The sequence below is a fragment of the Arenibacter certesii DSM 19833 genome (genome assembly GCF_000429545.1).
In the GTDB taxonomy this organism is placed as follows: Bacteria; Bacteroidota; Bacteroidia; order Flavobacteriales; family Flavobacteriaceae; genus Arenibacter; species Arenibacter certesii.
On record NZ_AUCB01000038.1, the window covers coordinates 1 to 24,531 of the forward strand.

A 24,531-nucleotide genomic window follows, 5' to 3' on the forward strand; every position below is an offset into this window, starting at 1 on the left:
TGCCCTTGGCGCAGAAGATGCACCTTGGGCCCTTTTTGGCTTCCTTCAGACCAAGGGCCGCTACCAGTTCGTCCCAAGGGATGGCGATATAGATCTTGCCAAGATCGCTTTCGAGAAACCGGGCGTAAAACGCATCGAACTCTTCGGTCTGGGAGGAAAATGTAAAACTGTGCTGGAAATCGTGGATTCTTCGTATCTTGGACATAGACATTAAGATAAAAACCCCGTTTTTTGAGCTAGAGACTCGTTTTCGGGGTTTTATTATATCTAAATATACGAATTAAATACCTGATAAACAAGCAGTTGCGTCAATTCTGAATGCGCCTAAATGAGTTGTTGATGTTGGGAAAGTAAACTAGGCGTTAACAATTAAGAAAGGTCTGGGTTATCGTGCGGCAGACCTTTTTTTATTCCCTTATGTGAGTATCCCGAAAAAGATCCAGAAATCTAAGCGACTTTCACCATCAAATCAAAACAAGGACAGCGTTTACAACGTTTGGACGCCGATTTTAGATACTTCTCACAACATTTGGTCTTACAACCAGGAGGAGCGAGGGCTTTAAGAAGCTTTTGCTGCTCCTTTTTCTCAGCCTTCATTAGCTTCTTATCCTTTTTCTTTTCCTCTTTTTTCTTTTTGCCCACAGTAGAGTAGATAGATACGTATTGACTGAGCAAAAGTATTTATTTTTAATGAATCTAAATAAGATATAATGTTAAAGTTAATTCCCTTGTATTTTTACTCGGTATATACACTAATTTATTGATCGCCAAAGCAAAAGTACTATGGTGAATCCTTCACTGGACACGCTAATATACGCGCTAATAATTGTCTGGGATTGGTAGTATTATGCTTCTACTGTTTATGCAAGGATAATTGAATACGTTTTCTGGGGATGTCTACCTCTAGAACTTTAACAATAATCTGTTGGTGAAGGTGAACATGTTCATTTACATCTTTTACAAAACTATCCGATAAATTAGAGATATGGATTAGACCGCTTTCTTTGATACCTATATCTACAAAACAGCCAAAATTGGTAATATTGTTTACAATTCCGGGTAGTAACTGCCCTTCTTTAAGATCAGAGATACTGCGTATATTTTGATTGAAGGTAAATACTTTCGCCTTTTCACGAACGTCCAACCCAGGTTTTTCCAACTCCTTTACAATATCTTCCAAAGTAGGTATACCCACAGTATCCGTACAATATTGTTGCAGGTTTATTTTTTTGATGACCTCTTTATTGCCAATGATTTCTGAAAGAGCAATACCTTGGTCTTTTACCATTTGCTTTACTATGGAATAACTTTCTGGGTGCACAGCAGAATCATCCAAGGGATTTTTTGCCTTTTTTATCCGTAAAAAGGCAGCCCCTTGTTCAAAGGCTTTTGGTCCTAAACGAGGGACTTTTTTTATTTCTGCTCGACTTGTAAATGCACCATTTTCATTTCTATAGGCCACAATATTTTCCGCTAATTTAGGCCCAATCCCCGAAACGTAACTCAATAGGGGAACACTAGCTGTATTAATGTTTACCCCAACAGTGTTTACACAACTTTCTACGACAGTATCTAAGGAATTTTTTAAAAGTGTTTGGTCCACATCGTGTTGGTACTGCCCTACACCTATAGATTTTGCGTCTATTTTCACCAATTCTGCCAATGGATCAGCCAAGCGTCTACCGATTGAAACAGCCCCACGAACAGTAACATCATAATTAGGAAATTCATCACGTGCTATTTTAGAAGCGGAATATATGGAAGCTCCTGCTTCGCTAACTACAAAAACCTCTATATTATTTTTAAACTGAATACGTTTTATAAGTTGTTCGGTTTCTCGGGAGGCGGTCCCATTACCAATGGCAATGGCCTCTATTTTATAAGCGTCTGCTAGCGAGCTTATTTTTTTAATTGCTCCTGTACTATCATTTTGGGGAGCATGTGGATAAATGGTCTCATTATGTTGCAATTCTCCTTGTGCACTAAGGCAAACCACTTTACATCCAGTCCTAAAACCAGGGTCTATAGCTAAGATTCTTTTTTCTCCCAAAGGAGACCCTAAAAGTAATTGCTTTAAGTTTTTAGAGAATACTGTTATAGCCGATTCATCTGCTTTTACTTTTGCCGCTTTTAAAGCCTCATTGGAAAGGGAAGGGAATAACAATCTTTTGTATGCGTCTTCTATTGCCAGTTGCAAATGTGGTGTGCAAGAATTGTTCGCTTTTATAATTCGGTAGGCTAAATTGGAAATGGCCTTATCATCATCTATAGCTATTTTCACACGAACATAACCCTCGTTTTCCGCACGGAGAATAGCTAATAATCTATGAGAAGGACATCGATTTAACGATTCGCTCCAATCAAAATAATCTCGATATTTCTGCGCTTTCTCATCATCTTTCTTAGCGGTGATGACCTTAGTAGTAACCTGCGCAAACTTTTCTAGTTGTAGCCTCAACTGATTTCTGATATCGGTACGTTCGTTAATCCATTCAGAAATAATATGGCGTGCCCCCTCTAAGGCATCATCTTCATTTGCTACATTTTCTGAAAGGTATTTAGACGCCTCAAACGCTATATCATTGGATTTCTGTGTCAGAATGATTTTTGCTAGGGGCTCCAATCCATTTTTTATGGCCGTTTCTGCTTTAGTCTTTCGCTTTTTCTTAAACGGTAAGTAAAGGTCTTCTAAAGTGGTAAGGTCTTCGGCTTTGGTTATCTTTTGTTCCAATTCCGGAGTTAGGGAATCTTGTTCCTCAATTGATTTTAGAATGGCCGCTTTTCGTTTTTCCAATGCATCATATTGCGCTTTATATTGCACAATATTACCTATTTGTACTTCATCCAAATTCCCTGTTCTTTCTTTCCGGTATCTGGAAATAAAAGGCACTGTACAATCTTCATTTAATAATTCAACTGTATTTTCTACACTTTTTATGGGTAATTGAGTGTATTTGGTAATGTAGGAAATCAGATTCATTGGTAATTGCAGTTTTTATGGTTAACGGTGGAAACTTTGTATTGGTTTATTTAATTAATTCAAGCTTTATGTCGGATGATACAGTCGAGGTTTGTTAGGTCGAGCGCAGTCGAGACCTCCACCCCTTATCTTATACACTTAATTAATAGTTTCCCCGTTGCCTACACCCTCTACGTCTGGGTTTATAAATACTAATTTGCCATCCCCATTTTCGGTCATTAAAATCATTCCTTCACTTTCAACGCCACGCAAAGCTCTAGGTGCCAAATTCACTAAAACGGTAACTTTTTTGCCAACGATTTCTTCTGGCTTAAAGTGCTCTGCAATTCCGGAAACAATGGTTCTTACATCTAGTCCTGTATCCACTTTTAAAACCAATAGCTTTTTGGCTTTTGGCATTTTTTCAGCTTCTATAATGGTACCTACCCTCATATCTAATTTAGAAAAATCCTCGAAAGTGATTAACTCCTTTTGAAGGGTAACTTCTTTGTTCATATTTTCATTTGCTTTTTTAGTAGCTTCCAATTTCTTTAATTGCTCTTCTATGGTCTTGTCCTCTATTTTGCTAAATAACAGTTCAGCCGGATTTATCTGATGTCCAGTAGGTAACAATATGGTGTTCTGTGAAACGACATCCCAGGTTAGCCCTGACTCCAGTTTCTGGGTGCCCAACATTGTATTTAGTTTTTCAGAGGTAAAGGGTAAGAAAGGTTCACTTAAAACTGCTAAGGCCGAAGAAATTTGTAATGCGACAAACATGATGGTCTTTACCCGATCCTCATCTTGCTTTATTACTTTCCATGGCTCTTCATCAGCTAGGTATTTATTACCTAAGCGTGCCAAATTCATAACTTCTTGACCAGCTTCACGGAATCGATATCTTTCTATGGAACTTGCTATGATCGCTGGATACTTCTTTAGCTCTTCCAAAGTGTTCAAATCCACCTCACTAAATTCTCCTGGGCTTGGAACAATACCGTTGTAGTATTTATTGGTAAGTACAACTACGCGGTTGATGAAATTTCCAAAAATGGCCACCAGTTCGTTGTTGTTCCTAGCTTGGAAATCTTTCCAAGTAAAATCATTATCCTTAGTTTCTGGGGCGTTTGCCGTTAAGCTGTATCTAAGAACATCTTGCATATTGGGGAAATCTTCCAAGTATTCATGAAGCCAAACTGCCCAGTTCTTGGAAGTGGATAACTTGTGACCTTCCAAATTGAGGAATTCATTTGCTGGCACGTTTTCAGGTAGTATAAAATCGCCATGCGCTTTTAACATGCTGGGGAATATAATACAGTGAAATACAATATTGTCCTTCCCTATAAAATGTACCATTTTCGTATCCTTGTCTTTCCAATACGGTTCCCAGTCTTTTCCTTCCCTTGCGGCCCATTCTTTGGTAGAGGAGATATATCCTATTGGCGCATCAAACCATACGTAAAGTACTTTACCTTCTCCGCCGGCAGCTGGAACAGGTATTCCCCAATCTAAATCCCTAGTAACTGCCCTTGGTTTAAGACCTTCATCTATCCATGACTTACACTGCCCATAAACATTAGGTTTCCAATCGTTTTTATGTCCTTTTAGGATCCATTCCCTTAGAAATTCTTCATACCTATCTAAAGGTAAGAACCAGTGTTTTGTTTTCCTGAGGGTAGGAACGGCACCGGAAATGGTGGATTTAGGGTTTATTAAATCGGTTGCATTTAAGGAAGATCCACAGTTTTCGCATTGGTCACCATAAGCTTCCTCATGTCCACATTTTGGGCAGGTACCCGTTACAAATCGGTCGGCCAAAAATTGTTTCGCCTCTTCATCGTATAATTGATCGGTAGCTTCTTCTATAAAATCACCTTTTTCATAGAGCTTTATGAAGAAGTCGGAGGCCGTTTCATGGTGTATTTTTGCCGATGTTCTTGAATAGTTGTCAAATGTAATTCCGAAATCGATGAAGGACTGTTTTATAATACCGTGGTATTTATCGATGATATTTTGCGGTGTTACCCCTTCTTTTTTTGCCTTCATGGAAATAGCTACTCCATGTTCATCACTACCACATACAAAAGCCACATCGTTTCCTGTGGATCTTAGGTATCTGGTATAGATGTCGGCAGGTACATAAACCCCAGCCAAATGCCCTATATGTATTGGACCATTCGTGTAGGGGAGTGCAGCGGTAATCGTATATCTTGCTGGCTTTTGTTGGTTTCGTGACATTACTGTAGAATTAGGGTGCAAAAATAAAGATTTTTGCGGGGAGGTAGGTCATTCTTCAGAAAAATAAGCCTCTGTTTATGCAAAGGAATTGAGGACAAGGGAGGTCAATGTTTTATTTCTCATTATTTCAACATGATAGACTTACTCACTAAGTGAGATTTGAATATCACAACACTTACCTGAGTTCTAAATGGGTAATTCGATAAGATGCGCACTATTTTTTAAGTATCTTTAGAATGGGATGGGAAAACACAACGAATTTGGGAAACAGGGAGAGAAATTGGCGGAGGCTTACCTTATAAAGAAGGGGTATCGAATTGTCCATAAAAATTACCGTTATCTAAAAGCGGAAATTGATATTATTGCACGAAAGAACGATATTTTGGCGGTGGTAGAAGTAAAGTCTAGAAGTTCTGATTATTGGCAGGACATCGCCGATAGTATTACCGAAAAAAAAATAAAATTATTGGTAAATGCAGCTAATCAATATGTGGTGAGTAGGGATTTGGACATTGAAGTTAGGTTTGATATCGTTACTGTTCTTAAAGACGGCACTAAATTTAAGATAGAACACTGGGAAAATGCATTTTATCATTTCTAAATATTTGTTTTATTTATAACAAATTGTTATTTTTACCAAAACTTTAAAATAATGAGAACTATTTCAGCGGTTGTAGAAGACTATATTAAGAAGAAGCCGTTTTTGCAAAGTGCACTAGCTCAAGGGATTATTAATCTTACATCCTTGTCTAGGATTGTAAAGCCCGAGATAGAAATGGAGTTGGGAAAGGACATAAGAAATGGTGCAATAGTAATGGCATTAAAGCGTCTTTCAGATGATTTGGAATTTCGTGCTACCCATAAGATTATTAAGGTTTTAAAAAATATTGGAGAGATAACCGTTCGCTCTTCCCTGACCGATTTTACCTTTTTAGTTTCCGATACCATATTGGAGAATCAGACTATTTTATTGAAAGAAATCAATAAGAACAAAGATGTTTTCTATACTTCTTCAAGAGGGGTAAACGAAATGAATATAGTGGTGAGCAACAGCCTGGATACAGCAGTGGAAGAGTTGTTTAAAAATGAAAAGTGTACTCAAAAAGCCGAACATCTTTCCTCCATTACAGTAAAGTTGCCTGCCGAAAATGTTTCCGTTCCCGGAATTTATTATTTCATTTTTCAGCGTTTGGCTTGGGAAGGTATTGTACTGTATGAAGTAATCTCTACCACTAATGAATTTACGATTATTGTGAATGATGAGCAGGTAGATATTGCCTTTAGAACAATTAAGGATTTAAAGACACTGTAAAACAGCAATTTGGGACTGAGATATTGCACCAATGCGTTAACTAGGTATTTTAATTTCTAGATGCTGGGCTTAATTTATTAGATTTCTGACAGTCATGAATTATTGCTTTCCATTTAAGAACGCTACAACCTCTTCGTAACTGTCTGGTTTGGCAACAAATCGTTTTTCCGAATCCAAAACAAAATAGGTTGGTGTATGTGTTACATGGTATGTTATTACGTAGGGGCTATTCCATTTCCCCAAAGAAATACCATGAATAAAGTTGGGTAATTTGGCAGCTTCCTTTTTCCAATTTTCCTTATCATCCTCTAGTCCTATAGCTACTACCTTGGTATTGGCAAATGCCTCTGTCGCTAGCTGAAGTTTTGGGAGTTGGTTTAGACAATGGGAACATTCACTGCTCCAAAATACCAATACATAATATTGATGTCCCGCAAAGTCACTTAGCTTTTGGGTAGTTCCTTCTGTTTCCCATGTTACTTCTGGGGCAACAGCTCCTATTTTCAATCGGTTGTGGGTATCTATTTTATGGATTAAATCGGTATTATTGGTGCTTAGAGCCAAATTGCGGAGATAATTTTCATAGATGAAAGTAGCTGTGCTGTGAAGGTTGCTTTTTATAGCCGCGTTCCATAAATCTTCCATTATGCGTGTTTTATACACGGCATTTAGAGGTTCATAGATTTCCGAAACAAATTTTATGTTTTCAATTAATTCCAAATCCACCATATCTCCAGCTAGTGATTTGGCAGGGAAGGAGTTAAATACAAAATTAATTATTTTCTTTGAAAGAAATCCGGACTCTTGTAAAATGGGGTCTTTGAAATCTACAGCATCAAAAAAGTGCTTCTTATGGTTAATCTGGTAGTTTTCAACATTCTCTTTGCTAGTAGGGATATATGACCTGCTTGCTTTAATGAAACGTTCGCTTATGAGGTCTTTGGCCTGTGACTCAAAGGATTTTTGCACTTCACTAAGTTGTTTGAATAGCTCGTTAATTATTTTAACGTCGGGGCTGTTGTTGGCGTATTGTTGTCTAATTTCCTGCTCTATTTCTTCTGTCTGCTTAAAGTAATTATGGTAAATTATATTTTCTTTCGAACTATGAATTTGCAACCCTTCTTCCATATCAAAGGAAAGCACTATATTTTCCTTCCCATTGTAAATAACATCAAAATAAAATTCCTCTTGGGGAATGGCATAAACTATGCGATACATTCCGGTAGGAGCGCTATTAGGGATTGTTAATTTAAAAGCCCCGTTTTTAATGGCGGCATCCGCAATGTAACTTTGATCGGTTGAGTTTAGTTTATACGCAATTAGCCATTTCAGGTCTTCTGCTGGTGTCATATTCCCTGAAATGCTGTGTTGGGCATTAAGGCTATGGACCAAAATTATTCCTATTAAGAGGAGTAAATTTTTAAGCGTCATAATAAATCTGCTATATTTAGGTAGATTCAATTTTAGCATTTAATAGCTCCGGACTAAGGTGTTGCATGGCTTTATAGGCCTTATCCAATGATTTAACATTGTCGAATACCAATAACAGTCGAAGTCCTTTTCGGGTTTCTTTCTCTTTCAGTTTTGCCAATTTAGGGTTGCTTTGGATAAATCGTAGAACAGTTGTGAACTGATTGCTTTGATAGAAATCTGACTGTTGATCGGCAATAAAATACCCTATCATTTTGCCTTTTTTCATCACTATTTTCTCTAAGCCGATACTATTGGCAATCCATTTAATACGAACAGAGTTTAAGAGATCTTCTGCTTGGGTAGGTAGTTCTCCAAACCGGTCTATTAATTGTGACTCGTATTTTTGCAAGGCTTCCTCGTCCTTTATTTGGTTAAGTTCGGTATACTGATTTAGGCGTTCCGTTATATTATTAATATAATCATCAGGGAATAGCAATTCAAAATCAGAATCAATTTGGGTTTCTTTTACATAAACTTTGGGTTTACCATCTGCCTCTTGATAGAGATCTTTAAATTCATTCTCTTTAAGTTCCTCAATAGCCTCGGATAATATCTTTTGGTAAGTATCAAATCCAATGTCATTGATAAATCCGCTCTGTTCTCCTCCTAAGAGGTCGCCAGCACCGCGTATTTCCAAATCTTTCATAGCGATATTAAAGCCACTTCCCAAATCTGTAAATTGCTCTAGGGCCTCAATTCTCTTTCGTGCGTCGTTGGTCATTACTTCATAAGGAGGGGTTATAAAGTAACAAAACGCTTTTTTATTGCTGCGTCCTACACGTCCTCGCATTTGATGCAAATCGCTCAACCCAAAATTATTGGCATTGTTTATAAAAATAGTATTGGCATTGGTTACGTCCAGGCCGCTTTCTACTATAGTGGTGGAAACAAGCACATCAAACTCCCCATTCATAAATGCCAACATAAGGGTTTCTAATTTTTTGCCATCCATTTGGCCATGGCCAATGCCTATTTTGGCGTCTGGAACCAATCGTTGGATCATTCCGGCTACCTCTTTTATGTTCTCCACTCTATTGTGGATAAAATAAATTTGTCCCCCTCGTTGTATCTCATAGGAAACGGCATCCCTTATAGTCTCCTCGTTAAAACGGATTACCTCGCTTTGGATGGGGTATCTATTTGGCGGTGCAGTATTGATAACAGAAAGATCTCTTGCCGCCATCAGGCTAAATTGAAGGGTCCTTGGAATAGGGGTTGCAGTTAGGGTGAGGACGTCTACATTCTCTTTGATGGATTTTAGTTTGTCCTTTACCGATACTCCAAATTTTTGCTCCTCATCTACAATCAACAGCCCTAAATCCTTAAACTTTACATTTTTGTTTACCAATTGATGGGTGCCAATGATAATATCAACCTTGCCGGCTTCCAAGTCTGCAAGGGTTTCCTTTTTTTCCTTTGCAGTCCTAAAACGGTTGAGATAGTTTATGGTTACTGGCATATCTTTCAATCGTTCAGTAAAAGTGCGGTGATGCTGGAATGCCAGTATAGTGGTGGGTACTAATACAGCCACTTGTTTGCCATTGTCCACTGCTTTGAAAGCAGCACGTATAGCCACCTCTGTTTTTCCAAAGCCCACATCCCCACAAACAAGTCGGTCCATAGGACGCTCACTCTCCATATCTTTTTTTATGTCTTCGGTAGATGTACTTTGGTCCGGAGTATCCTCATAGATAAAGGAAGCTTCCAGTTCGTGTTGTAGGTAGCTGTCCGGGCCGTATTGAAATCCTTTTTGAGATCGGCGTTTTGCATAGAGTTGTATAAGGTCAAAAGCAATTTTCTTTACTCGCGACTTGGCTTTGTCCTTAATTTTTTTCCATGCTCCTGAACCTAACTTGTATATTTTTGGAGGAGTGCCGTCCTTACCATTAAATTTGGATATTTTATGGAGGGAATGGATGCTTACATAGAGAATATCGCGTTCGCCATACATTAGTTTAATCGCCTCCTGCTTTTTACCTTCAACATCTATTTTCTGGAGTCCCCCAAATTTTCCTATGCCGTGGTCTATATGGGTGACATAATCCCCAATTTCCAGTTTGTTAAGATCCTTTATGGTAATCGCCTGTTTTTTGGCGTATCCGTTCTTTAGGTGGAACTTTAGATATCGATCAAAAATTTGATGATCGGTATAACAGGCAATTTTTAGATCGTTATCTACAAACCCCTGATAGATAGGGTAAACGATAGTTTTGTAATGTACTTGCTTGTCTACTTCTTCAAAAATATCATGAAATCGCTGGGCCTGTTGGTCCGTAGCGCAGAAAATATAATTTACATATCCCTTCTTGTGGTTATGGTTGAGGTTGTCTATTAAAAGATCAAACTTCTTATTAAATGAAGGCTGTGGTTGGGTATTAAAAAGGATGGTTTCGCCAGCGTTGGATTTTTGGTTTCCATCTATTTCCAATACCAAAAAATCCTCGAGCTGTGATTTAATTATCTCAGAATTGGCAAAAAGCTCTAAAGGTTGGGCGCGTTTTATTTCGTTAGATAGCTTACTAAATGCTTCTTCGGCCTTTTTAAAAAAATCATCTAGCCGATTATATAGATGATCCAAGTTCTTGCTAAACACAATGGTGTTAGGAGAAATATATTTGAAAATACTTTCCCTATTTTCATCAAGAAATTTATGCTCCACATTGGGGATAATGGTAATCTTTTTAATCTTTTGGTTGGAAAGTTGCGTTTCCACATCAAAGGTTCTGATACTGTCTACCTCGTCACCAAAAAACTCGATTCGATATGGTTCATCATTCGAAAATGAAAATACATCCATTATTCCCCCCCGAACGGAAAATTCCCCGGGTTCAGTAACAAAATCGACCCGTTTAAACTTGTATTCGAACAGCACCTCATTTAAAAAATCGAGAGAAAGAGTGTCTTCCAATTTGATTTTTAAAGTGTTTTTTTCCAATTCCCTCCTTGTGACAACTTTTTCAAATAGGGCATCCGGATAAGTCACAATAACGGCCGGTTTCTTCCTAGAGTTAATGCGGTTAAGGACTTCGGCACGTAAAAGTACATTGGCGTTGTCTGTTTCCTCAATTTGATAAGGCCTCCTATAACTTCCAGGATAAAATAGAACATCCTTGTCACCTATGAGTTGCTCTAGGTCGTTTAAATAATAGGCCGCTTCTTCTTTATCGGATAGTACAAAGAGAAAGGGCGCCGATGCCTTACTGAAAGCTTCAGAGATAACAAAGGACAAAGAGGACCCAGTTAGTCCTTTTATATTTGTTATAGATAATGCTTCTGAAGTAGAATTATTTTGATAATCGGCAATGATTGCCTGCAGTTTTCGCAGTTGCGGAGACTGTGCAAACAGTTGTGGCAAGATAGATTTTGTCAACTGAATTTTTTTTTACAAATATAACCCCAGATTTGGCTTTCCCCAAAAGATGAGGAAAGTTTTAATAAAGAGGCCCATTTTGAGATCTTTATGCTAAGCCTTTAGTAAATAGCGCATTACTGGTTTTTTATATAATATAGATGTCGAAGGCTGGGTTGTAAGTCAACGTATATGCGATTATTGTACCAACTCCAATAGTTTGGCAATAGTTTCTTTGTTATTGACGCCTAGACCTTCCTGTTGATGTGCTAGTTCGCCTCCTTGGTCAAAAACACTTATGATATTGCTATGGGAAAAATCTAATGGAGATATTTTTTTGTAGTTTACGGCTAGCACAGCTGCAAATTCTCGTGTATTTGCTTCGGAGCCTCTTAGCAATACCCATTTATCAGATTCCATTTTATTCTCTTTAGCAAAAGCGGTCAGGCGCTCAGGGGTATCTGTTTCAGGGTCGATGCTTACAAGGACTAGGGTTACGTTATCCTTTTTGTCTGCAGGAATCTGCTTTTCAATATTTCGCATGTCGGCGGCCAGTCTAGGACATGCCGATTGGCAAGAAGTGTATATCATCACCATAACCACAACGTCTCCATGTAATTCCTTTAGTTCTATTTCCTCATTGTTTTGAGTCGTCCACACGGAGGGTAAGTTGTAGATGGAAAGATCGGAGATTTCACCATTTAATTTTTCTTTTTCTGCCATTGTGGTTAATTCCATTTTACATACTGCGCAAGTTCCTGGTTTGTCATAGGTCTTTTCTCCTTCACAATGCATAGGACATTCATAAATAGCAGTAGCTATCTTATCCTTCTTAGTGAAATCACAGCTAGTAAGTGTGCCAATTAATATAAGGAGTAAGCTAATTTTAAAGGTGTTTTTCATCTTATCGACTTAGGTGTTTATTATTTTTATTAAGAGGTTCTACACATCTGAATCCTAGATTTCTCATAGAATAATTAGCTTTTAAACTACCTCTTAAAGCGTAGCGCATAAATGCAGCATAGTTCATTAGGTCTGTGGCTCCTACAGCGGCACTACCACAAAATAGATTACTGTCCTTATCTACATCCTTACGTGATTCGCCAGATATTAAAACAGAATTAAAATCTAAGGTCCATTCCCAGACCAAACCGTGAAGGTCATATATCCCCCAGTAATTTTTAAAGGTTGAACCAATCTCCTTTTTAAAAGTTTTTGGAGACTCATACCAATCCAGAATCTTCTGGTTATAGCTTTCTTTTCTTCGGGCGTCTGCCGTGGTTTCATCGGCCATGGCGGCGTATTCCCACTCATCCACAGTGGGCAAGCGTTTACCTTGGCATTCGCAATAATTTTTGGCGGCAAACCAAGAGATATTTGTTATTGGGGCATTTGGCTGTATGAGATCTCCAAATGAGGTGTCTCCTTCCCAGTTCGCAAGATAACTGCCGTCCGAAAACAAGCGTTTTATATTGCTGCGTTGCCATTGAGGGTGTTTTATGACGAAGTTGAGAAATTCTTTATTGGTTACCGGAAATACGTCCATTTTAAAGGAGGTAACGGTGACTGTAGAAGAATCAATTCCGTAAAGTGGAATATAAGTCCCTCCTTTTACTCCGGCCATTGCATTCTGTTGTGCAGAAGTAGTAAACACAATTATGTTAGATAAAAGGAAAAATGCCATTTTTAAAGAGGGACACATATTATTAATTGGTTAAATTATTTAATTGATTCATTTCTTCTGCTTTTCACCATAGCTGGAGTAACTTCCTTTTTAGAATTTCCCCAACTATTATAAACGTAGGTCAAAACATTGGCAACCTCTTCATCAGATAGGGTTTGAGCGGTCATTACACTGTTGTAATTCTTTCCATTCACGGTTATTTCCCCCGTTAACCCGTATAATACGATATCTATGGCGCGGTCAACATCGTCATTTAAATAATCCGAATTTGCTAGAGGAGGGAATGCCTCGGCAATACCTTGTCCTTCTCCTAAGTGACAGGCAAAACAGGTCTGCATATAAGTGGCTTTCCCGAATTCCATTTTCTCTGCCATTGATTTGGCTGGGATTTCGGACTCCGCTACTTCAGTTGTGCTTGGCATGGTTTGGATTCCTGGCCCTTCAGGCAAATAGATGCCTTCTCTTATTTCCCCGGAATAGATCTTTTTATTTTCTTCTCCTTCTACTTTTAACATTCCAAGAGCTCCTTTGTTAAAAGCCCTGAAAATAGAGTGATCCACAAGAATTAGCGTACCGGGGACATCAACTTTAAATTCTACTATGGCAGCCCCACCTGCTGGGATTAGGGTGGTTTGGATATTTTTATTGATCAGGTCGCCGCCTTCTACATATACCTTATCAAAAATCTCACCGATTACATGGAATGAAGAAACTAGATTTGGACCACCGTTACCTACGAATAAGCGTACGGTTTCGCCAACATTTGCAGTTATGGCTTTGTCTCCTGTAAGGGCTCCTACACTTCCATTGAATACCACATAATCTGCGTGTTCGTCTACCGCTTTTTGCATATCAAACGGTTGTAACCCACGCTGTCCATTGGCTCCTTTGGTATAGAAATCGCCCTGCATAATGTAATACTCTTTATCTACCTTAGGTAAGCCACCTTCTGGCTCCACTAATATAAGGCCGTACATTCCGTTGGCAATATGCATACCTACGGGTGCTGTAGCGCAATGGTATACGTACAAGCCAGGATTTAAGGTTTTAAAGGAAAACACCTTTTCCCGGCCAGGAGCCACAAAAGAGGACTCTGCACCTCCACCGGGTCCGGTAACTGCATGTAAATCTATATTATGTGGTAATTTATTATCTGGGTGATTTTTTAAACGGAATTCTACCTCATCACCAACCCGAGTTCTAATAAAACTACCAGGAACTGTTCCTCCAAAAGTCCAATATATATAGCGGACACCATTGGTTATTTCACCTTCTTGTTCTAAAATCTCCATATCTACGATCAGCTTTTTTGCTTTTCTTTTTCCTACTGGTGTGGGAACATATGGAGGAGAAGTTAATTCCGCGGTCATTTCCTGTATAGCAGGGATTTCGGATGTATTGGAATATGCTTTTTTATCCTTTTCTGCACAAGAAAAAAGGAGGGTGGCCATGCTGCTAAAAAGCACTGTTCTAAGTACTGCGGTATAGGTGATTTTTAACATCATAAGATATAGTTTTAAGGTTGTTTTATATTGGTGGTAATTGAATGCTACGCGTCATAATTCGAGGTAAAAGTAGTTGAGCAAGGTGTTTTAAAATATGAGCGTTATCATATATCGCGTTTTTTTAAAACAGGGATAAGTGGAAGTTGTTAATTATGAAGATTTGTAATTTTTAAATGAAATAGTATGCCGTTTTAATAGGGTAGATGCATAATGGAAGGTAGGATTTTGGTCGGTTTTGTATGCAAATTATTATTTTCCTGATAATTGTGCTTAAAACAAAGTGCGGGGTAAAGCGGTGATACTTTACTGTTCTATTTCTAGGTTTTAGGCCAGCGGTACTGTAACAACTATTGGCTTTTTTTTTGTTGAATTTATTACCTGCTCCTTTGAGGAATTAACATTAGAGGTTACGAAGTATCAAATTGGGTATCTAGCCATTTATTCTTTAGTGGTGAATAAGGTCGGATTGATAGTAAGCATTACCCACCCCCAATTATTGGTGTTGCCATCGTAATTTCCTTTTAATGCTTCCATTCCTTCAGAAGGGAATAAATGGGAATAACCGGCGTCCAAGGTAACATATTCCTGAATTTTATAGCTATATGTCAAGTCTAGCTCGTTTCCTAATCGTTTTCTGTTCGTGCCGGAAACAGGGGCTTCTGCGGAGAAACTATGTATTGCAATGCTGAGGTTGTCATTTGCGCCAAGCGCTAATTTTGATTTTAGGTAGATGTCTACCAAGCCGACATTGTTGATGTGGTTGCCCACATAAAAGTAATCCATATGGCCGTTAAATTTATGGTTGGTACCATAAAGGGGGGTAAAGGCCTTGTTTTTTCCATTCGCCCGAAGACCATTTTTGTTTCCGCTCAGTACTTCGCCACCAAGACCTACCTGCCACTTATTGGTTATATAATAATTGCCTTCTAAGGCGATAAGAAATGCGTTTAAGTTATTATTGGTGTTATCCTTCCCCATTTGGTAGAAAAGATTGGAGCTAACACTCCATCCTTCCTCTTGAAATTTTAGGTGGGTGCCCACGGTCTGACTATATCGTGTTTCATTGTTGTTGCTATTTATTGGGTCTATAAATTGCTCTCCGTTGTTCGAAAATAAAAGGCTGGCAGAAAACTGTTTCCACGTTTTATTTCCCCAGAGAAACTGTAGGCTCTTATAAGTGCCGGGGGTTGTTAAGGTGGTCCCGTTAAGGTTTTCTGAATCTTGATTGTATGCGAAGCCCAGATTCATTTTAAAGCCGGTGTTTTGGTATTTTAAAAGTAATGCATCGTGACTACGAGCTTGTTGTGCCCATCCTACATTTCCAAATATCCTATGGTCATCATAGCTAATTTCCTGTCTACCTACCCTAAAAGAAATTGCGTTATTCAAAGATACTTCTCCCCAAGCCTGGTGGATGCCAATTCCGTTTTTATCGGAAATGTTAAGTTGAGGGACATCTCCCCAAACCCTAACATCCTGCAGGCTTAGGTATAATGTTAAGCCCTCCATTTTATAATCTGCATTTAACCTAGTCCGTTGAGATACAAATAAGGCAGCATCTGCATTATCAGGGAAAAGTGTTTTAAACCCATGTCTATACTCGGTCCGCGGGCGCAACTGCGTGTCTAAGGTGAATTGTGCATGCCCATTAGAAAATATAAAAAAACACAGGAAGACTTTAATAAAATGGTGCGGTTTCATAATCGATACGTAATTAATTGGGTTAAGTTGAGCTAAAAAGCAACCTTTATCTAGCGCTATTTTTGATACGTGACTTGATTTGAAATGCAAAAATTTAACTTTTTAGATGATAAAACTATGACAATTGTCAGGTAGGTGGTTTGGGATGCAAAGCTATTTCATGTATAAAAATGTAAATAGTTAACTCCTTTTTTAATGGGAAAGTGTGTTTAAAATGAAAACCCTGAAAATCAGATGATTTTCAGGGTTTTTCTAGTACTCGAGGTGGGAATCGAACCCACACTCCAAAGGAACTGGATTTTGAATCCAGCGCGTCTACCAATTCCGCCACTCGAGCGTACTATTTATTAGGATTGTCAAGTGCTTTTTACGACTTCTGATCAATACTAATTTCAATTGCGACTGCAAAAGTAGAAAATATTTTCTTTAATACCACAAAAAAATATCAACATTTATACTTTAGCAACCCAAATAAATTTCTAAATTTGCACCTGCTTACAGAGATGTACTCCAATAATCTAAAAAACAATACGTTAACAATGCCATACCAAGTGCCGGATCCAAAAATTTTCACTTGTACTCAAAGTACAGAACTGTCCGAAAAAATAGCTAGATTTTTTGGAACAGAATTGGGGATTGTTGTTTTTTCCAGATATAGCGATGGAGAGTTTCAGCCTTCCTTTGAAGAGTCTGTAAGAGGAAGACGTGTCTTTATTATAGGGTCTACCAATCCGAGTTCTGAAAATTTAATGGAACTTTTGCTTATGTTAGATGCTGCCAAGCGCGCATCGGCTAGGCATATTACAGCGGTAATACCTTATTTTGGGTGGGCAAGGCAGGATAGAAAGGATAAGCCACGAGTGCCTATAGCGGCAAAATTGGTAGCGAAAATGTTGGAGGCTGCAGGAGCAACACGTATTATAACGATGGATTTGCACGCAGATCAGATTCAAGGATTCTTCGAAAAACCAGTAGATCATTTATTTGCCTCGACTTTATTTTTGCCCTACTTGGAAAGCCTAAAGCTACCCAACCTTACAATTGCATCCCCGGATATGGGGGGGTCTAAAAGAGCCTATGCATATTCAAAAGCATTGGATTGTGACGTGGTTATTTGTTACAAGCAAAGGGGAGGGGCCAACACTATCTCTCACATGGAGCTTATTGGCGATGTAAAAGGCAAGAACGTTGTTTTGGCAGATGACATGGTGGATACCGCAGGAACTTTGACCACAGCGGCTGATCTCATGATGGAAAGAGGAGCAGCAAGTGTAAGGGCTATAACAACCCATGCATTGCTATCTGGCAATGCCTATGAAAGAATAGAAAAATCCAAGTTGTCTGAGCTAATCGTGACAGATTCTATTCCTTTGCAAAAAGAAAGTAAAAAAATTAGAGTGATCAGTTGTGCAGAACTATTTGCAGATGTTATGCATAGAGTGCACCATAATACATCCATTAGTTCTAAGTTTTTAATGTAGGTATCTATAAAAAATAGAAAGTAAATTAATTAATATTTAATATATAATGAAGTCAATTACAATTAAAGGATCAGAAAGAGAAAGCGTGGGCAAAAAAGCAACAAAAGCCTTGCGTAATGCTGGAAAGGTACCTTGCGTTATTTACGGAGGGGAAAAACCATTACACTTTTCAGCAGATGAACTATCGTTCAAAGATTTAGTGTACACTCCTAACGCACATACTGTTGTGATTGATTTGGGGAATGGAAAGAAATTTGATGCGATTAAACAAGACATCCAATTTCACCCTGTAACCGACAGTATTCTTCATGTCGATTTTTACCAATTGTTCGCAGACAAAGAAGTTTCTATGGATATTCCAGTGAAATTAGTAGGAAATTCTCCTGGTGTGCGTAACGGTGGTAGATTGTTATTTAGAAAGAGAAAACTTAGTATTAAGGCGCTTCCAGGTGACTTGCCAGATTTCTTCGAAGTAGATATCTCTAAACTGAAGATAGGACAGCATATTTCTGTGGATTCTCTTAAAAAGGATGAATTTACTATTCTTCACCCAGATGCTACTGCAGTTGTACAGGTTATGTCTGCACGTAACGTAGTTATTGCGGATGAAGAAGATGAAGAAGGAGTAGAAGGAGAAGCTACTGAGGAAGGGGCTGAAGAGGCTGCTAACTAAAAGAGCTTATTGAATTATTATAAAAGCATCTGCGAAAGTAGATGCTTTTGTATTTTTATGAATTCCATACATAAGTCTATGTTCCACTATTTAAGAACGCTTTTTAAGGTGAACGGACTACAACTTGATGAAACTGACGCAATGAAAAAATTTTTAATAGTTGGTCTTGGTAATATTGGTGACGAATATGCAGCAACCAGACATAATATAGGTTTTAAAATATTAGATGCTTTGGCGGAAAAGGAGGATTTCTCCTTTGAAACCAAAAAATTAGGAGATGTTGGTGTATTTAAAGTAAAGGGGAGGAGTATCATCTGCTTAAAACCGTCTACCTATATGAACCGTAGCGGTAAGTCAGTAAAATATTGGATGGAGAAAGAAAATATCCCCTTGGAGAATGTGCTTGTATTGACCGATGATATTCATCTTTCCTTTGGTACATTAAGGTTGAAGACAAAAGGCAGTGATGGTGGTCATAATGGACTAAAAGATATCCAGACTTATTTAAACACGACCAATTATAATAGGATGAGATTTGGAGTTGGGGCTAATTTTGGTCAAGGTAGTCAAGTGAATTATGTGCTTGGAGAATGGAGCGAAGAGGAAAAAGAAGCACTCAAAGAGCGGTATGTGAGAACTACAGAATTAGTGCGTTCCTTTGTTCTTGCCGGGGTAAACAGGACTATGAACCTGTTTAATAATACCTAATTCTGCCTGCTAGCGAACTTTAAATTCTGAAATTGCATTGGCTGCACTATTGCCTTCCAAGTCAAATGTGACAACGCGCCAGTAGTACGTATTGTTAGTGATTACGGTTACCTTTAAATCCGTTTGACCTGCAGATAATGTTCCAATTAGGGTGGTAGGCGGATTGGTCGTAGAAAAGTACACTTCATAACCGGCCAAATCATTGTCTAGGTCTGCACTTTCCCAATTCAATAGCACTTCGTTATTGATATCCTTTGATACGGTACTTCCCATTCTTGGTGCAATTAACCCTGCAGGAAATGGTGCGTAAGAGGTTTGCGAACCCGAATTGTAAAAGAACCAAGTCTCGCTTTTTGTCGTTTCCACAACTTTATTGTTTTTAGAGATAACAACCCATGAGTAGGGGCTTCCTTTTTCTAAGGGTAATTTCGCCGAAGTGCCTTTTACCTCTACGGATTGAGTAGTATTGGTATTTAAATTGGTGGTTCTTAGTTGATACGATTCGGTATCATTAGAAGCAATCCAATTAAATTCTACTATTGAGGTGTTGGTGCCATTTACATTCTGGCCTGTAGTGCATTCAGAGTTTTTTTCTGGGAATGCCAATTGCGCGGAACCAGGTGCTTTTGGGGAATCTTTTCCTCCGCATGCCATGAGGGTTAAAAAAAATAAAAGTAGTGAAAGGGGTCTCATGGGGTTATTTTTTTATTACTCGAATTGTAGTATTTATATTTTCACCCTTTAATTTTAAAATATAAGTTCCGGAGGGTAAACCAGAAAAACTGACGGTAAGCTTATCACTATTGGGGCGGTACGTTTTTTCAACAATAAACTGCCCTGTAAAAGCATATATCGCCACGTTTACGGATTCCACTATCTCATCTAGATTTATATGTACTTCTTCCCAAAATGGGTTGGGAAACGCCTGTGGTTCATCTAACCACAAATATTGCTCCTCATATACTCCTTGGCAAGGGGTTTGGGTCAGTACCTTTAGATGGTTAATTCCTTTATTTAGTGCTAGTAATACTTCTGGCGAGATAGTTGTAGTTAAGATCCCGTTTAGCTCAATGATATATTCCTCGGCGCCTTCAAGAGACAATAAAACCTGATTTCTATCAGCGGTCAGCTTAGTACTCACATTTAAGGGGTGGGGCTCATTTACTATAGCTTCAAAGCAATATTCCTCGTAGGTTTTGTCGCCGTCCGTGCCCAAAATACATATTTCATAAGTGCCCGCAAGTAGGTCCTGTAAAAGATAAGAGTTGGTGAAATCTGTATTGATATTAACCTCTGGGCCAGTAATATTGATCTGGTAAGCTAAGTTCATGGCAGCATTGATGGCAATAGAGCCATTATTTTTTCCACGGCAAGACGAACTGTTTATTTCTACTTCAAAGTTGTCTGTTGGGAATAGATAGACTGGACAGCCCTTTAAATCCACTAAAGTGCCTGGGGGAGTGCCCAAGCAGAGGTCATCCCCATCATCAAAGACGCCGTCATTGTCGTTATCTATCCGTAGGGTACCCTCTACACAGAAGTTAATGGAGAATGCATTTAAAGAGCCGCCATCAGAGGGAGCTATATCTTTTATTTCCAACGTCCAATCCCCAAAGCTAGATTCTCCGTTAAACGCACTAAGAGAGCCCAATGGTTTCACGGATCCTTGTATTGCAGGAATCGTTCCGCAGATAAATCGTTCTGCATTGTCATCAAAGGTAGCTTGGATATTCTGACTTCCACCACAAGAATTGGAAAGCAGGGTAACTCTAGTGCCAGATGGGGAGATAAGATTAATTTCCAAATCGGCGAGGAACGTATGTGTGAGATTTATATTCACGTTCATATCTGCAATGGTAAGGTCATTTTGAATTGTGATTGTAGATGTTGTGGTAGAAGATCTGGATGGTGGTATTGTTATAGGTAGTCCTGTAGCATTCTTGTTGCCGCAATCCAAATCAATTGTGGAAAAGCTAAAAGGAGCGCTAAAACTACCTTCTCCACAATTGTTTTTAGGTTTTACACGCCAAAAATAGGTTTTCCCTTCGGTTAGATTGTCGGTGAGGTAGGAGTTGAAAATAGTACTGTCGGTTTTAATTATAGTGCTAAATCCTGGGTCTTCGGCAATTTGAAGGTCATAAGAGGTGTGCATCGGATCAGCTGCCCATTCTAGCTTTGCTCCTATACTGGTATTTGTAGCACCATTAACCGGTAGTTGGAGTGCAACATCTGAAAAATTAGTATCTAGAATCTTTAAATCTATCTCAATGGACTTCGTAAGACTGGGGGTCGTGGCCAAAATAGTGATAGGGTAGATGCCTGGACTTACTGTTTCGGTGTTAGAAAATGTCACGCTAACTGGCGTATCGTTCATAGCAGTGGACACAGGGGAAAACTCGACGCCTAATCCCGTTGGTATTCCAGTGGCCGAAAAAGTAGCTTCCTCAGAAAATCCCTCAAAAGTACTATAGGTAAATGAGGTGATTAGGTCGTTTTCTTGGCATACCTCATATTGCAATTTCGGGAAATCCAAAACTATTTCAGAAGAGGTAATATTAAAGTCGGAGTTGTTTACCGCTAAAAATATGTTATCGTGAGCACGTACCATTATTCTAGCGGTAGAAGTGGCAAATCCAGGGATTAGTATATCATGCTTGCCATTATTTGGTACGCCGTCCGCTAACTTTAGTGGGAAGGAAACACCTCCGTTGGCGGAGAAATAAATATCCACCTTTTGTGCATTTACGGGGAGTTGATCGGTATTGGCCACATCCCAAGTGATCTCTTGTCTAGTGCCAGCATTATAGGTTTCATTGGAGGCTTGTGAGGTGATAATAAATGGGCCAGCCTTCTCGGTGACCTGTACTGTTATTATATCGGAGTCCAATTGTCCCCCACCTAGGGCATTGTCCCTTACGGTTAGTGCAAAATGAAGATCTCGCTCTACGTCGGATATGGTTTCCCAAGTACTATTAGTGTTCGGGTTGGTCTGGGTGAGGTTGCCACTTACAATACTGCTTAGGCGTGGGAAGTATCTGGAGGAGGTTACCGTGGGCTTTATAGATCTAAAATTGGCTCCGCTAATATTGGTCGGTCCAAAGCTCTTATAGGTGACAATACCATCATTAATTTGTTCCCAATTATAGGTGAGAATATCGGTGGTGTCCATATCCATAGCATTTCCTGTTAAGATAAAGGGTGTGGATTTTGGAATGGTATAATCGCCAGAAGGTGTAATTTGAGGCGGATTATTAAGAATAGGTATAACTTGTCCACAACTGGCAGACTTTACGTAATCCATTATTTGTAGGATGCTAAGATAGTGGAAGTAATCATCTCCGTTTAGCGCCACATTGTTTAAGCCCGAAATGCCTGCGTATCCCATAATAGTACTTCCACTGCCTGGTTCGGCCTGCACCATGGTCCCTTCAGATTCATAGGACCAAGTGTGATTTGCTCCAAACTGATGCCCCAATTCGTGGGCAACAAAATCCAAGTCAAAAACATCCCCTTGAGGAGTGATGGCCGATGAATAGGCACTTCCTTTTTGTGAATCTATGCAGGCGGATCCTATAAATCCGGCATTGCCCCCATTATAATCTTTATGGAAAAGATGACCTACATCGTAATTCTCTGGATTTACTTCTGTATTTAACGTATTCTGCACTTCGGAATTTAAATTAATACCATAAGGGTCGGTATCCTTATTCGTATAGATTACCTGCTCCGATTCCGCTACCACTTCTAGGGTAATTCCCAGATCGCGCTCAAAGACTTCGTTAATGCGTGTGACCGTAGCATTTATTGCCGCTAAGGCATCCGCTACTGTTCCCCCATGAAAGGCGGTGTATTCCCCCGTAGCAGAAATGGCGAGTCTATATTTCCGCAGTACTTGTTCGTCTACCAATTTATAGATAGGCATCCCTTTTTGCGTATCTATAGCTGATTTGGTTTCGCAGATAAAATTGGTGTTCATTCTATATGCATCCTCCCGATTGTACACCATATACTCATTATTGGAACGAGGCGTTTTTTGCATAAAAGTAGGGCTCTGGCCATTGGCATGAACTATCATGCTTTGAATGCCGTTATGGGATACGCTAAAGCGGATTCGGTCTCCCGACCCGTTAATGCTTCGGCCTACGTATGATTTTATGTTAGGGTATTTTTGTGAAAGTGTAGGGGAAAGTACGGTAGCCTCTTTTATTTCAAAAGAGGTAAGCTTGCCCTCCGAATCAGGGAAAACTAAGGTTCTTCTACCTTTATTAGATACGCTGCTCCTCAATTCATTATTAAAAATGCTCGGTTCCAATGTAAATACCTTGGCATTTTTTATTTCTAATTGAGATAAATGTTGTTGGGTGCTAAGGCCATAAGAGTCCCTCTTTTTCCAGTAGGAAGATTGTGCCGCTCCGTAAAAGCTTAGAAAAAATATGGATATTGTTAAAACAAGGCGTAATTTTACAACCATCAGCAAGATATTAGTGCATTCTCAAAGATAAGTTTTTTTATTATTTCAATTTGTGATAACAGTTCAAAGCATCTCTAGATACGATAAAGTTCATTCCACGGCCATTACTATTGGTACTTTTGATGGTATTCATGTTGGTCATCGAAAAATCTTGGAGCGATTAATTAATAATGCCAAAGTTTTAGGGTTAAAATCCACTGTCCTTACTTTCTTTCCGCATCCAAGAATGGTTTTGCAACAAGATGTGTCTATACAGCTTTTAAATACCATTGAGGAAAAGGTTCAAATAATGAAATCTTTAGGATTGGACTACCTCATAATTCACCCCTTCACAAAAGATTTTTCCCGACTGTCCGCCACGGAATTTGTTAGGGATATTTTAGTGAATGAATTAAAGGTTAAGAAAATAATCATCGGATATGACCATCGCTTTGGGAGAAATAGGAATGCTGATATTAATGATTTAATTGCTTTTGGAAGTACCTTGGATTTTCAGGTAGAGGAAATATCTGCCCAAGAGATTAATGAGGTTTCCGTTAGTTCTACCAAAATAAGAAAAGCTTTGGAAAAAGGAGATGTCCGCAAGGCCAATAAATACTTGGGATATCGTTATATGCTTACCGGTGCAGTGGTAAAAGGGAAAGGCCTAGGGCGAAAGCTAGATTTCCCTACCGCAAATCTGTCGATAGTGGAAGATTATAAGTTGATTCCAAAAAACGGCGTGTATGTGGTGAGTAGTAATATAGATGGAAATACAGTGTATGGAATGATGAATATTGGAATGAATCCTACCGTAGCAGGAACAAAGCAGACCATAGAAATAAATTTCTTCGATTTTAACCAAGATCTTTACGGGAAGAAACTTCAAATAGATATCATAGATCGTATTAGGGACGAATACAAATTTGATTCCTTGGAGGCCCTTAAGGAACAGTTGGGAAAGGATAGGGAGACCTCCCTCTCGCTAATTCCTTAAT

General features: G+C 38.9%; 18 protein-coding genes and 1 tRNA gene. 6 read left to right on the top strand and 13 right to left on the bottom strand.

Annotation, left to right across the window (positions count from 1 at the left end):
• From G466_RS23940 to metG, 4 genes are all read right to left on the bottom strand, one after another.
• Positions 1 to 205: hypothetical protein (locus G466_RS23940; protein WP_157373812.1), on the bottom strand; the 205-nt coding region annotated here is incomplete at its 3' end.
• Positions 206 to 447: 242 nt separating this feature from the next.
• The gene (locus G466_RS0115960; RefSeq protein ID WP_229797245.1) at positions 448 to 675 is read right to left on the bottom strand and encodes a hypothetical protein; all 228 of its coding nucleotides are present in this window, start codon (positions 673 to 675) and stop codon (positions 448 to 450) included.
• A gap of 178 nt (positions 676 to 853) precedes the next feature.
• A complete protein-coding gene (locus G466_RS0115965; RefSeq protein ID WP_026814556.1) occupies positions 854 to 2,980 on the bottom strand; it encodes a Tex family protein in 2,127 nt (708 codons plus the stop codon).
• Between the two features lie 138 nt (positions 2,981 to 3,118).
• A complete protein-coding gene (metG, locus tag G466_RS0115970) occupies positions 3,119 to 5,197 on the bottom strand; it encodes a methionine--tRNA ligase (RefSeq protein WP_026814557.1) in 2,079 nt (692 codons plus the stop codon).
• A gap of 241 nt (positions 5,198 to 5,438) precedes the next feature.
• Between metG and G466_RS0115975 the strand changes: the two genes are divergently transcribed.
• Both G466_RS0115975 and G466_RS0115980 read left to right on the top strand, forming a co-directional pair.
• Positions 5,439 to 5,798: a YraN family protein gene (locus G466_RS0115975; protein ID WP_026814558.1), complete on the top strand. Its 360-nt coding sequence runs from the start codon at positions 5,439 to 5,441 to the stop codon at positions 5,796 to 5,798.
• A gap of 51 nt (positions 5,799 to 5,849) precedes the next feature.
• Positions 5,850 to 6,509 (top strand): aspartate kinase, encoded by a 660-nt coding sequence (locus G466_RS0115980; RefSeq protein WP_026814559.1) that lies wholly within the window; start codon positions 5,850 to 5,852, stop codon positions 6,507 to 6,509.
• Positions 6,510 to 6,608: 99 nt separating this feature from the next.
• Here the strand turns inward: G466_RS0115980 and G466_RS0115985 are convergent, their stop codons facing one another.
• From G466_RS0115985 to G466_RS0116015, 7 genes are all read right to left on the bottom strand, one after another.
• On the bottom strand, positions 6,609 to 7,940 hold the full coding sequence (locus tag G466_RS0115985; protein ID WP_034235962.1) for a TlpA family protein disulfide reductase: 1,332 nt from the start codon (positions 7,938 to 7,940) through the stop codon (positions 6,609 to 6,611).
• Between the two features lie 16 nt (positions 7,941 to 7,956).
• Positions 7,957 to 11,352, bottom strand: a complete 3,396-nt coding sequence (mfd, locus tag G466_RS0115990; protein WP_026814561.1) for a transcription-repair coupling factor — start codon at positions 11,350 to 11,352, stop codon at positions 7,957 to 7,959.
• A 177-nt stretch (positions 11,353 to 11,529) separates the two neighbouring features.
• A complete protein-coding gene (locus tag G466_RS0115995) occupies positions 11,530 to 12,234 on the bottom strand; it encodes an SCO family protein (RefSeq protein ID WP_026814562.1) in 705 nt (234 codons plus the stop codon).
• Position 12,235: 1 nt separating this feature from the next.
• On the bottom strand, positions 12,236 to 13,015 hold the full coding sequence (locus G466_RS0116000) for a formylglycine-generating enzyme family protein (RefSeq protein WP_026814563.1): 780 nt from the start codon (positions 13,013 to 13,015) through the stop codon (positions 12,236 to 12,238).
• Positions 13,016 to 13,050: 35 nt separating this feature from the next.
• Entirely contained in the window at positions 13,051 to 14,517 is a 1,467-nt protein-coding gene (gene nirK / locus G466_RS0116005; protein ID WP_051315723.1) for a copper-containing nitrite reductase, read from the bottom strand.
• 441 nt (positions 14,518 to 14,958) lie between these two features.
• A complete protein-coding gene (locus G466_RS0116010) occupies positions 14,959 to 16,221 on the bottom strand; it encodes an alginate export family protein (protein WP_026814565.1) in 1,263 nt (420 codons plus the stop codon).
• A 256-nt stretch (positions 16,222 to 16,477) separates the two neighbouring features.
• A tRNA-Leu gene (locus G466_RS0116015) sits at positions 16,478 to 16,558 on the bottom strand.
• A 202-nt stretch (positions 16,559 to 16,760) separates the two neighbouring features.
• Between G466_RS0116015 and G466_RS0116020 the strand changes: the two genes are divergently transcribed.
• From G466_RS0116020 to pth, 3 genes are all read left to right on the top strand, one after another.
• Positions 16,761 to 17,702: a ribose-phosphate pyrophosphokinase gene (locus G466_RS0116020; protein WP_026814566.1), complete on the top strand. Its 942-nt coding sequence runs from the start codon at positions 16,761 to 16,763 to the stop codon at positions 17,700 to 17,702.
• A gap of 46 nt (positions 17,703 to 17,748) precedes the next feature.
• A complete protein-coding gene (locus G466_RS0116025; protein WP_026814567.1) occupies positions 17,749 to 18,375 on the top strand; it encodes a 50S ribosomal protein L25/general stress protein Ctc in 627 nt (208 codons plus the stop codon).
• A 141-nt stretch (positions 18,376 to 18,516) separates the two neighbouring features.
• Positions 18,517 to 19,083 (top strand): aminoacyl-tRNA hydrolase, encoded by a 567-nt coding sequence (gene pth / locus G466_RS0116030; protein WP_373296638.1) that lies wholly within the window; start codon positions 18,517 to 18,519, stop codon positions 19,081 to 19,083.
• A gap of 9 nt (positions 19,084 to 19,092) precedes the next feature.
• On the opposite strand, the gene G466_RS0116035 is transcribed toward pth, so the two are convergent.
• Both G466_RS0116035 and G466_RS0116040 read right to left on the bottom strand, forming a co-directional pair.
• Entirely contained in the window at positions 19,093 to 19,776 is a 684-nt protein-coding gene (locus G466_RS0116035; protein ID WP_026814569.1) for a hypothetical protein, read from the bottom strand.
• Between the two features lie 4 nt (positions 19,777 to 19,780).
• Positions 19,781 to 23,554, bottom strand: coding sequence for a reprolysin-like metallopeptidase (locus G466_RS0116040; RefSeq protein WP_026814570.1), 3,774 nt, complete (start codon positions 23,552 to 23,554; stop codon positions 19,781 to 19,783).
• Between the two features lie 52 nt (positions 23,555 to 23,606).
• Between G466_RS0116040 and G466_RS0116045 the strand changes: the two genes are divergently transcribed.
• On the top strand, positions 23,607 to 24,530 hold the full coding sequence (locus G466_RS0116045) for a bifunctional riboflavin kinase/FAD synthetase (RefSeq protein WP_026814571.1): 924 nt from the start codon (positions 23,607 to 23,609) through the stop codon (positions 24,528 to 24,530).
• Position 24,531 lies beyond the last annotated feature (1 nt).

Excerpts from the sequence above, each read along its gene's own strand:
- G466_RS0115965 (WP_026814556.1), bottom strand. The coding sequence starts at position 2,980 with ATGAATCTGATTTCCTACATTACCAAATACACTCAATTACCCATAAAA.
- metG (WP_026814557.1), bottom strand. The coding sequence starts at position 5,197 with ATGTCACGAAACCAACAAAAGCCAGCAAGATATACGATTACCGCTGCA.
- G466_RS0115975 (WP_026814558.1), top strand. The coding sequence starts at position 5,439 with ATGGGAAAACACAACGAATTTGGGAAACAGGGAGAGAAATTGGCGGAG.
- G466_RS0115980 (WP_026814559.1), top strand. The coding sequence starts at position 5,850 with ATGAGAACTATTTCAGCGGTTGTAGAAGACTATATTAAGAAGAAGCCG.
- G466_RS0115985 (WP_034235962.1), bottom strand. The coding sequence starts at position 7,940 with ATGACGCTTAAAAATTTACTCCTCTTAATAGGAATAATTTTGGTCCAT.
- G466_RS0115995 (WP_026814562.1), bottom strand. The coding sequence starts at position 12,234 with ATGAAAAACACCTTTAAAATTAGCTTACTCCTTATATTAATTGGCACA.
- G466_RS0116000 (WP_026814563.1), bottom strand. The coding sequence starts at position 13,015 with ATGGCATTTTTCCTTTTATCTAACATAATTGTGTTTACTACTTCTGCA.
- nirK (WP_051315723.1), bottom strand. The coding sequence starts at position 14,517 with ATGTTAAAAATCACCTATACCGCAGTACTTAGAACAGTGCTTTTTAGC.
- G466_RS0116010 (WP_026814565.1), bottom strand. The coding sequence starts at position 16,221 with ATGAAACCGCACCATTTTATTAAAGTCTTCCTGTGTTTTTTTATATTT.
- G466_RS0116020 (WP_026814566.1), top strand. The coding sequence starts at position 16,761 with ATGCCATACCAAGTGCCGGATCCAAAAATTTTCACTTGTACTCAAAGT.
- G466_RS0116025 (WP_026814567.1), top strand. The coding sequence starts at position 17,749 with ATGAAGTCAATTACAATTAAAGGATCAGAAAGAGAAAGCGTGGGCAAA.
- pth (WP_373296638.1), top strand. The coding sequence starts at position 18,517 with ATGAAAAAATTTTTAATAGTTGGTCTTGGTAATATTGGTGACGAATAT.
- G466_RS0116035 (WP_026814569.1), bottom strand. The coding sequence starts at position 19,776 with ATGAGACCCCTTTCACTACTTTTATTTTTTTTAACCCTCATGGCATGC.
- G466_RS0116040 (WP_026814570.1), bottom strand. The coding sequence starts at position 23,554 with ATGGTTGTAAAATTACGCCTTGTTTTAACAATATCCATATTTTTTCTA.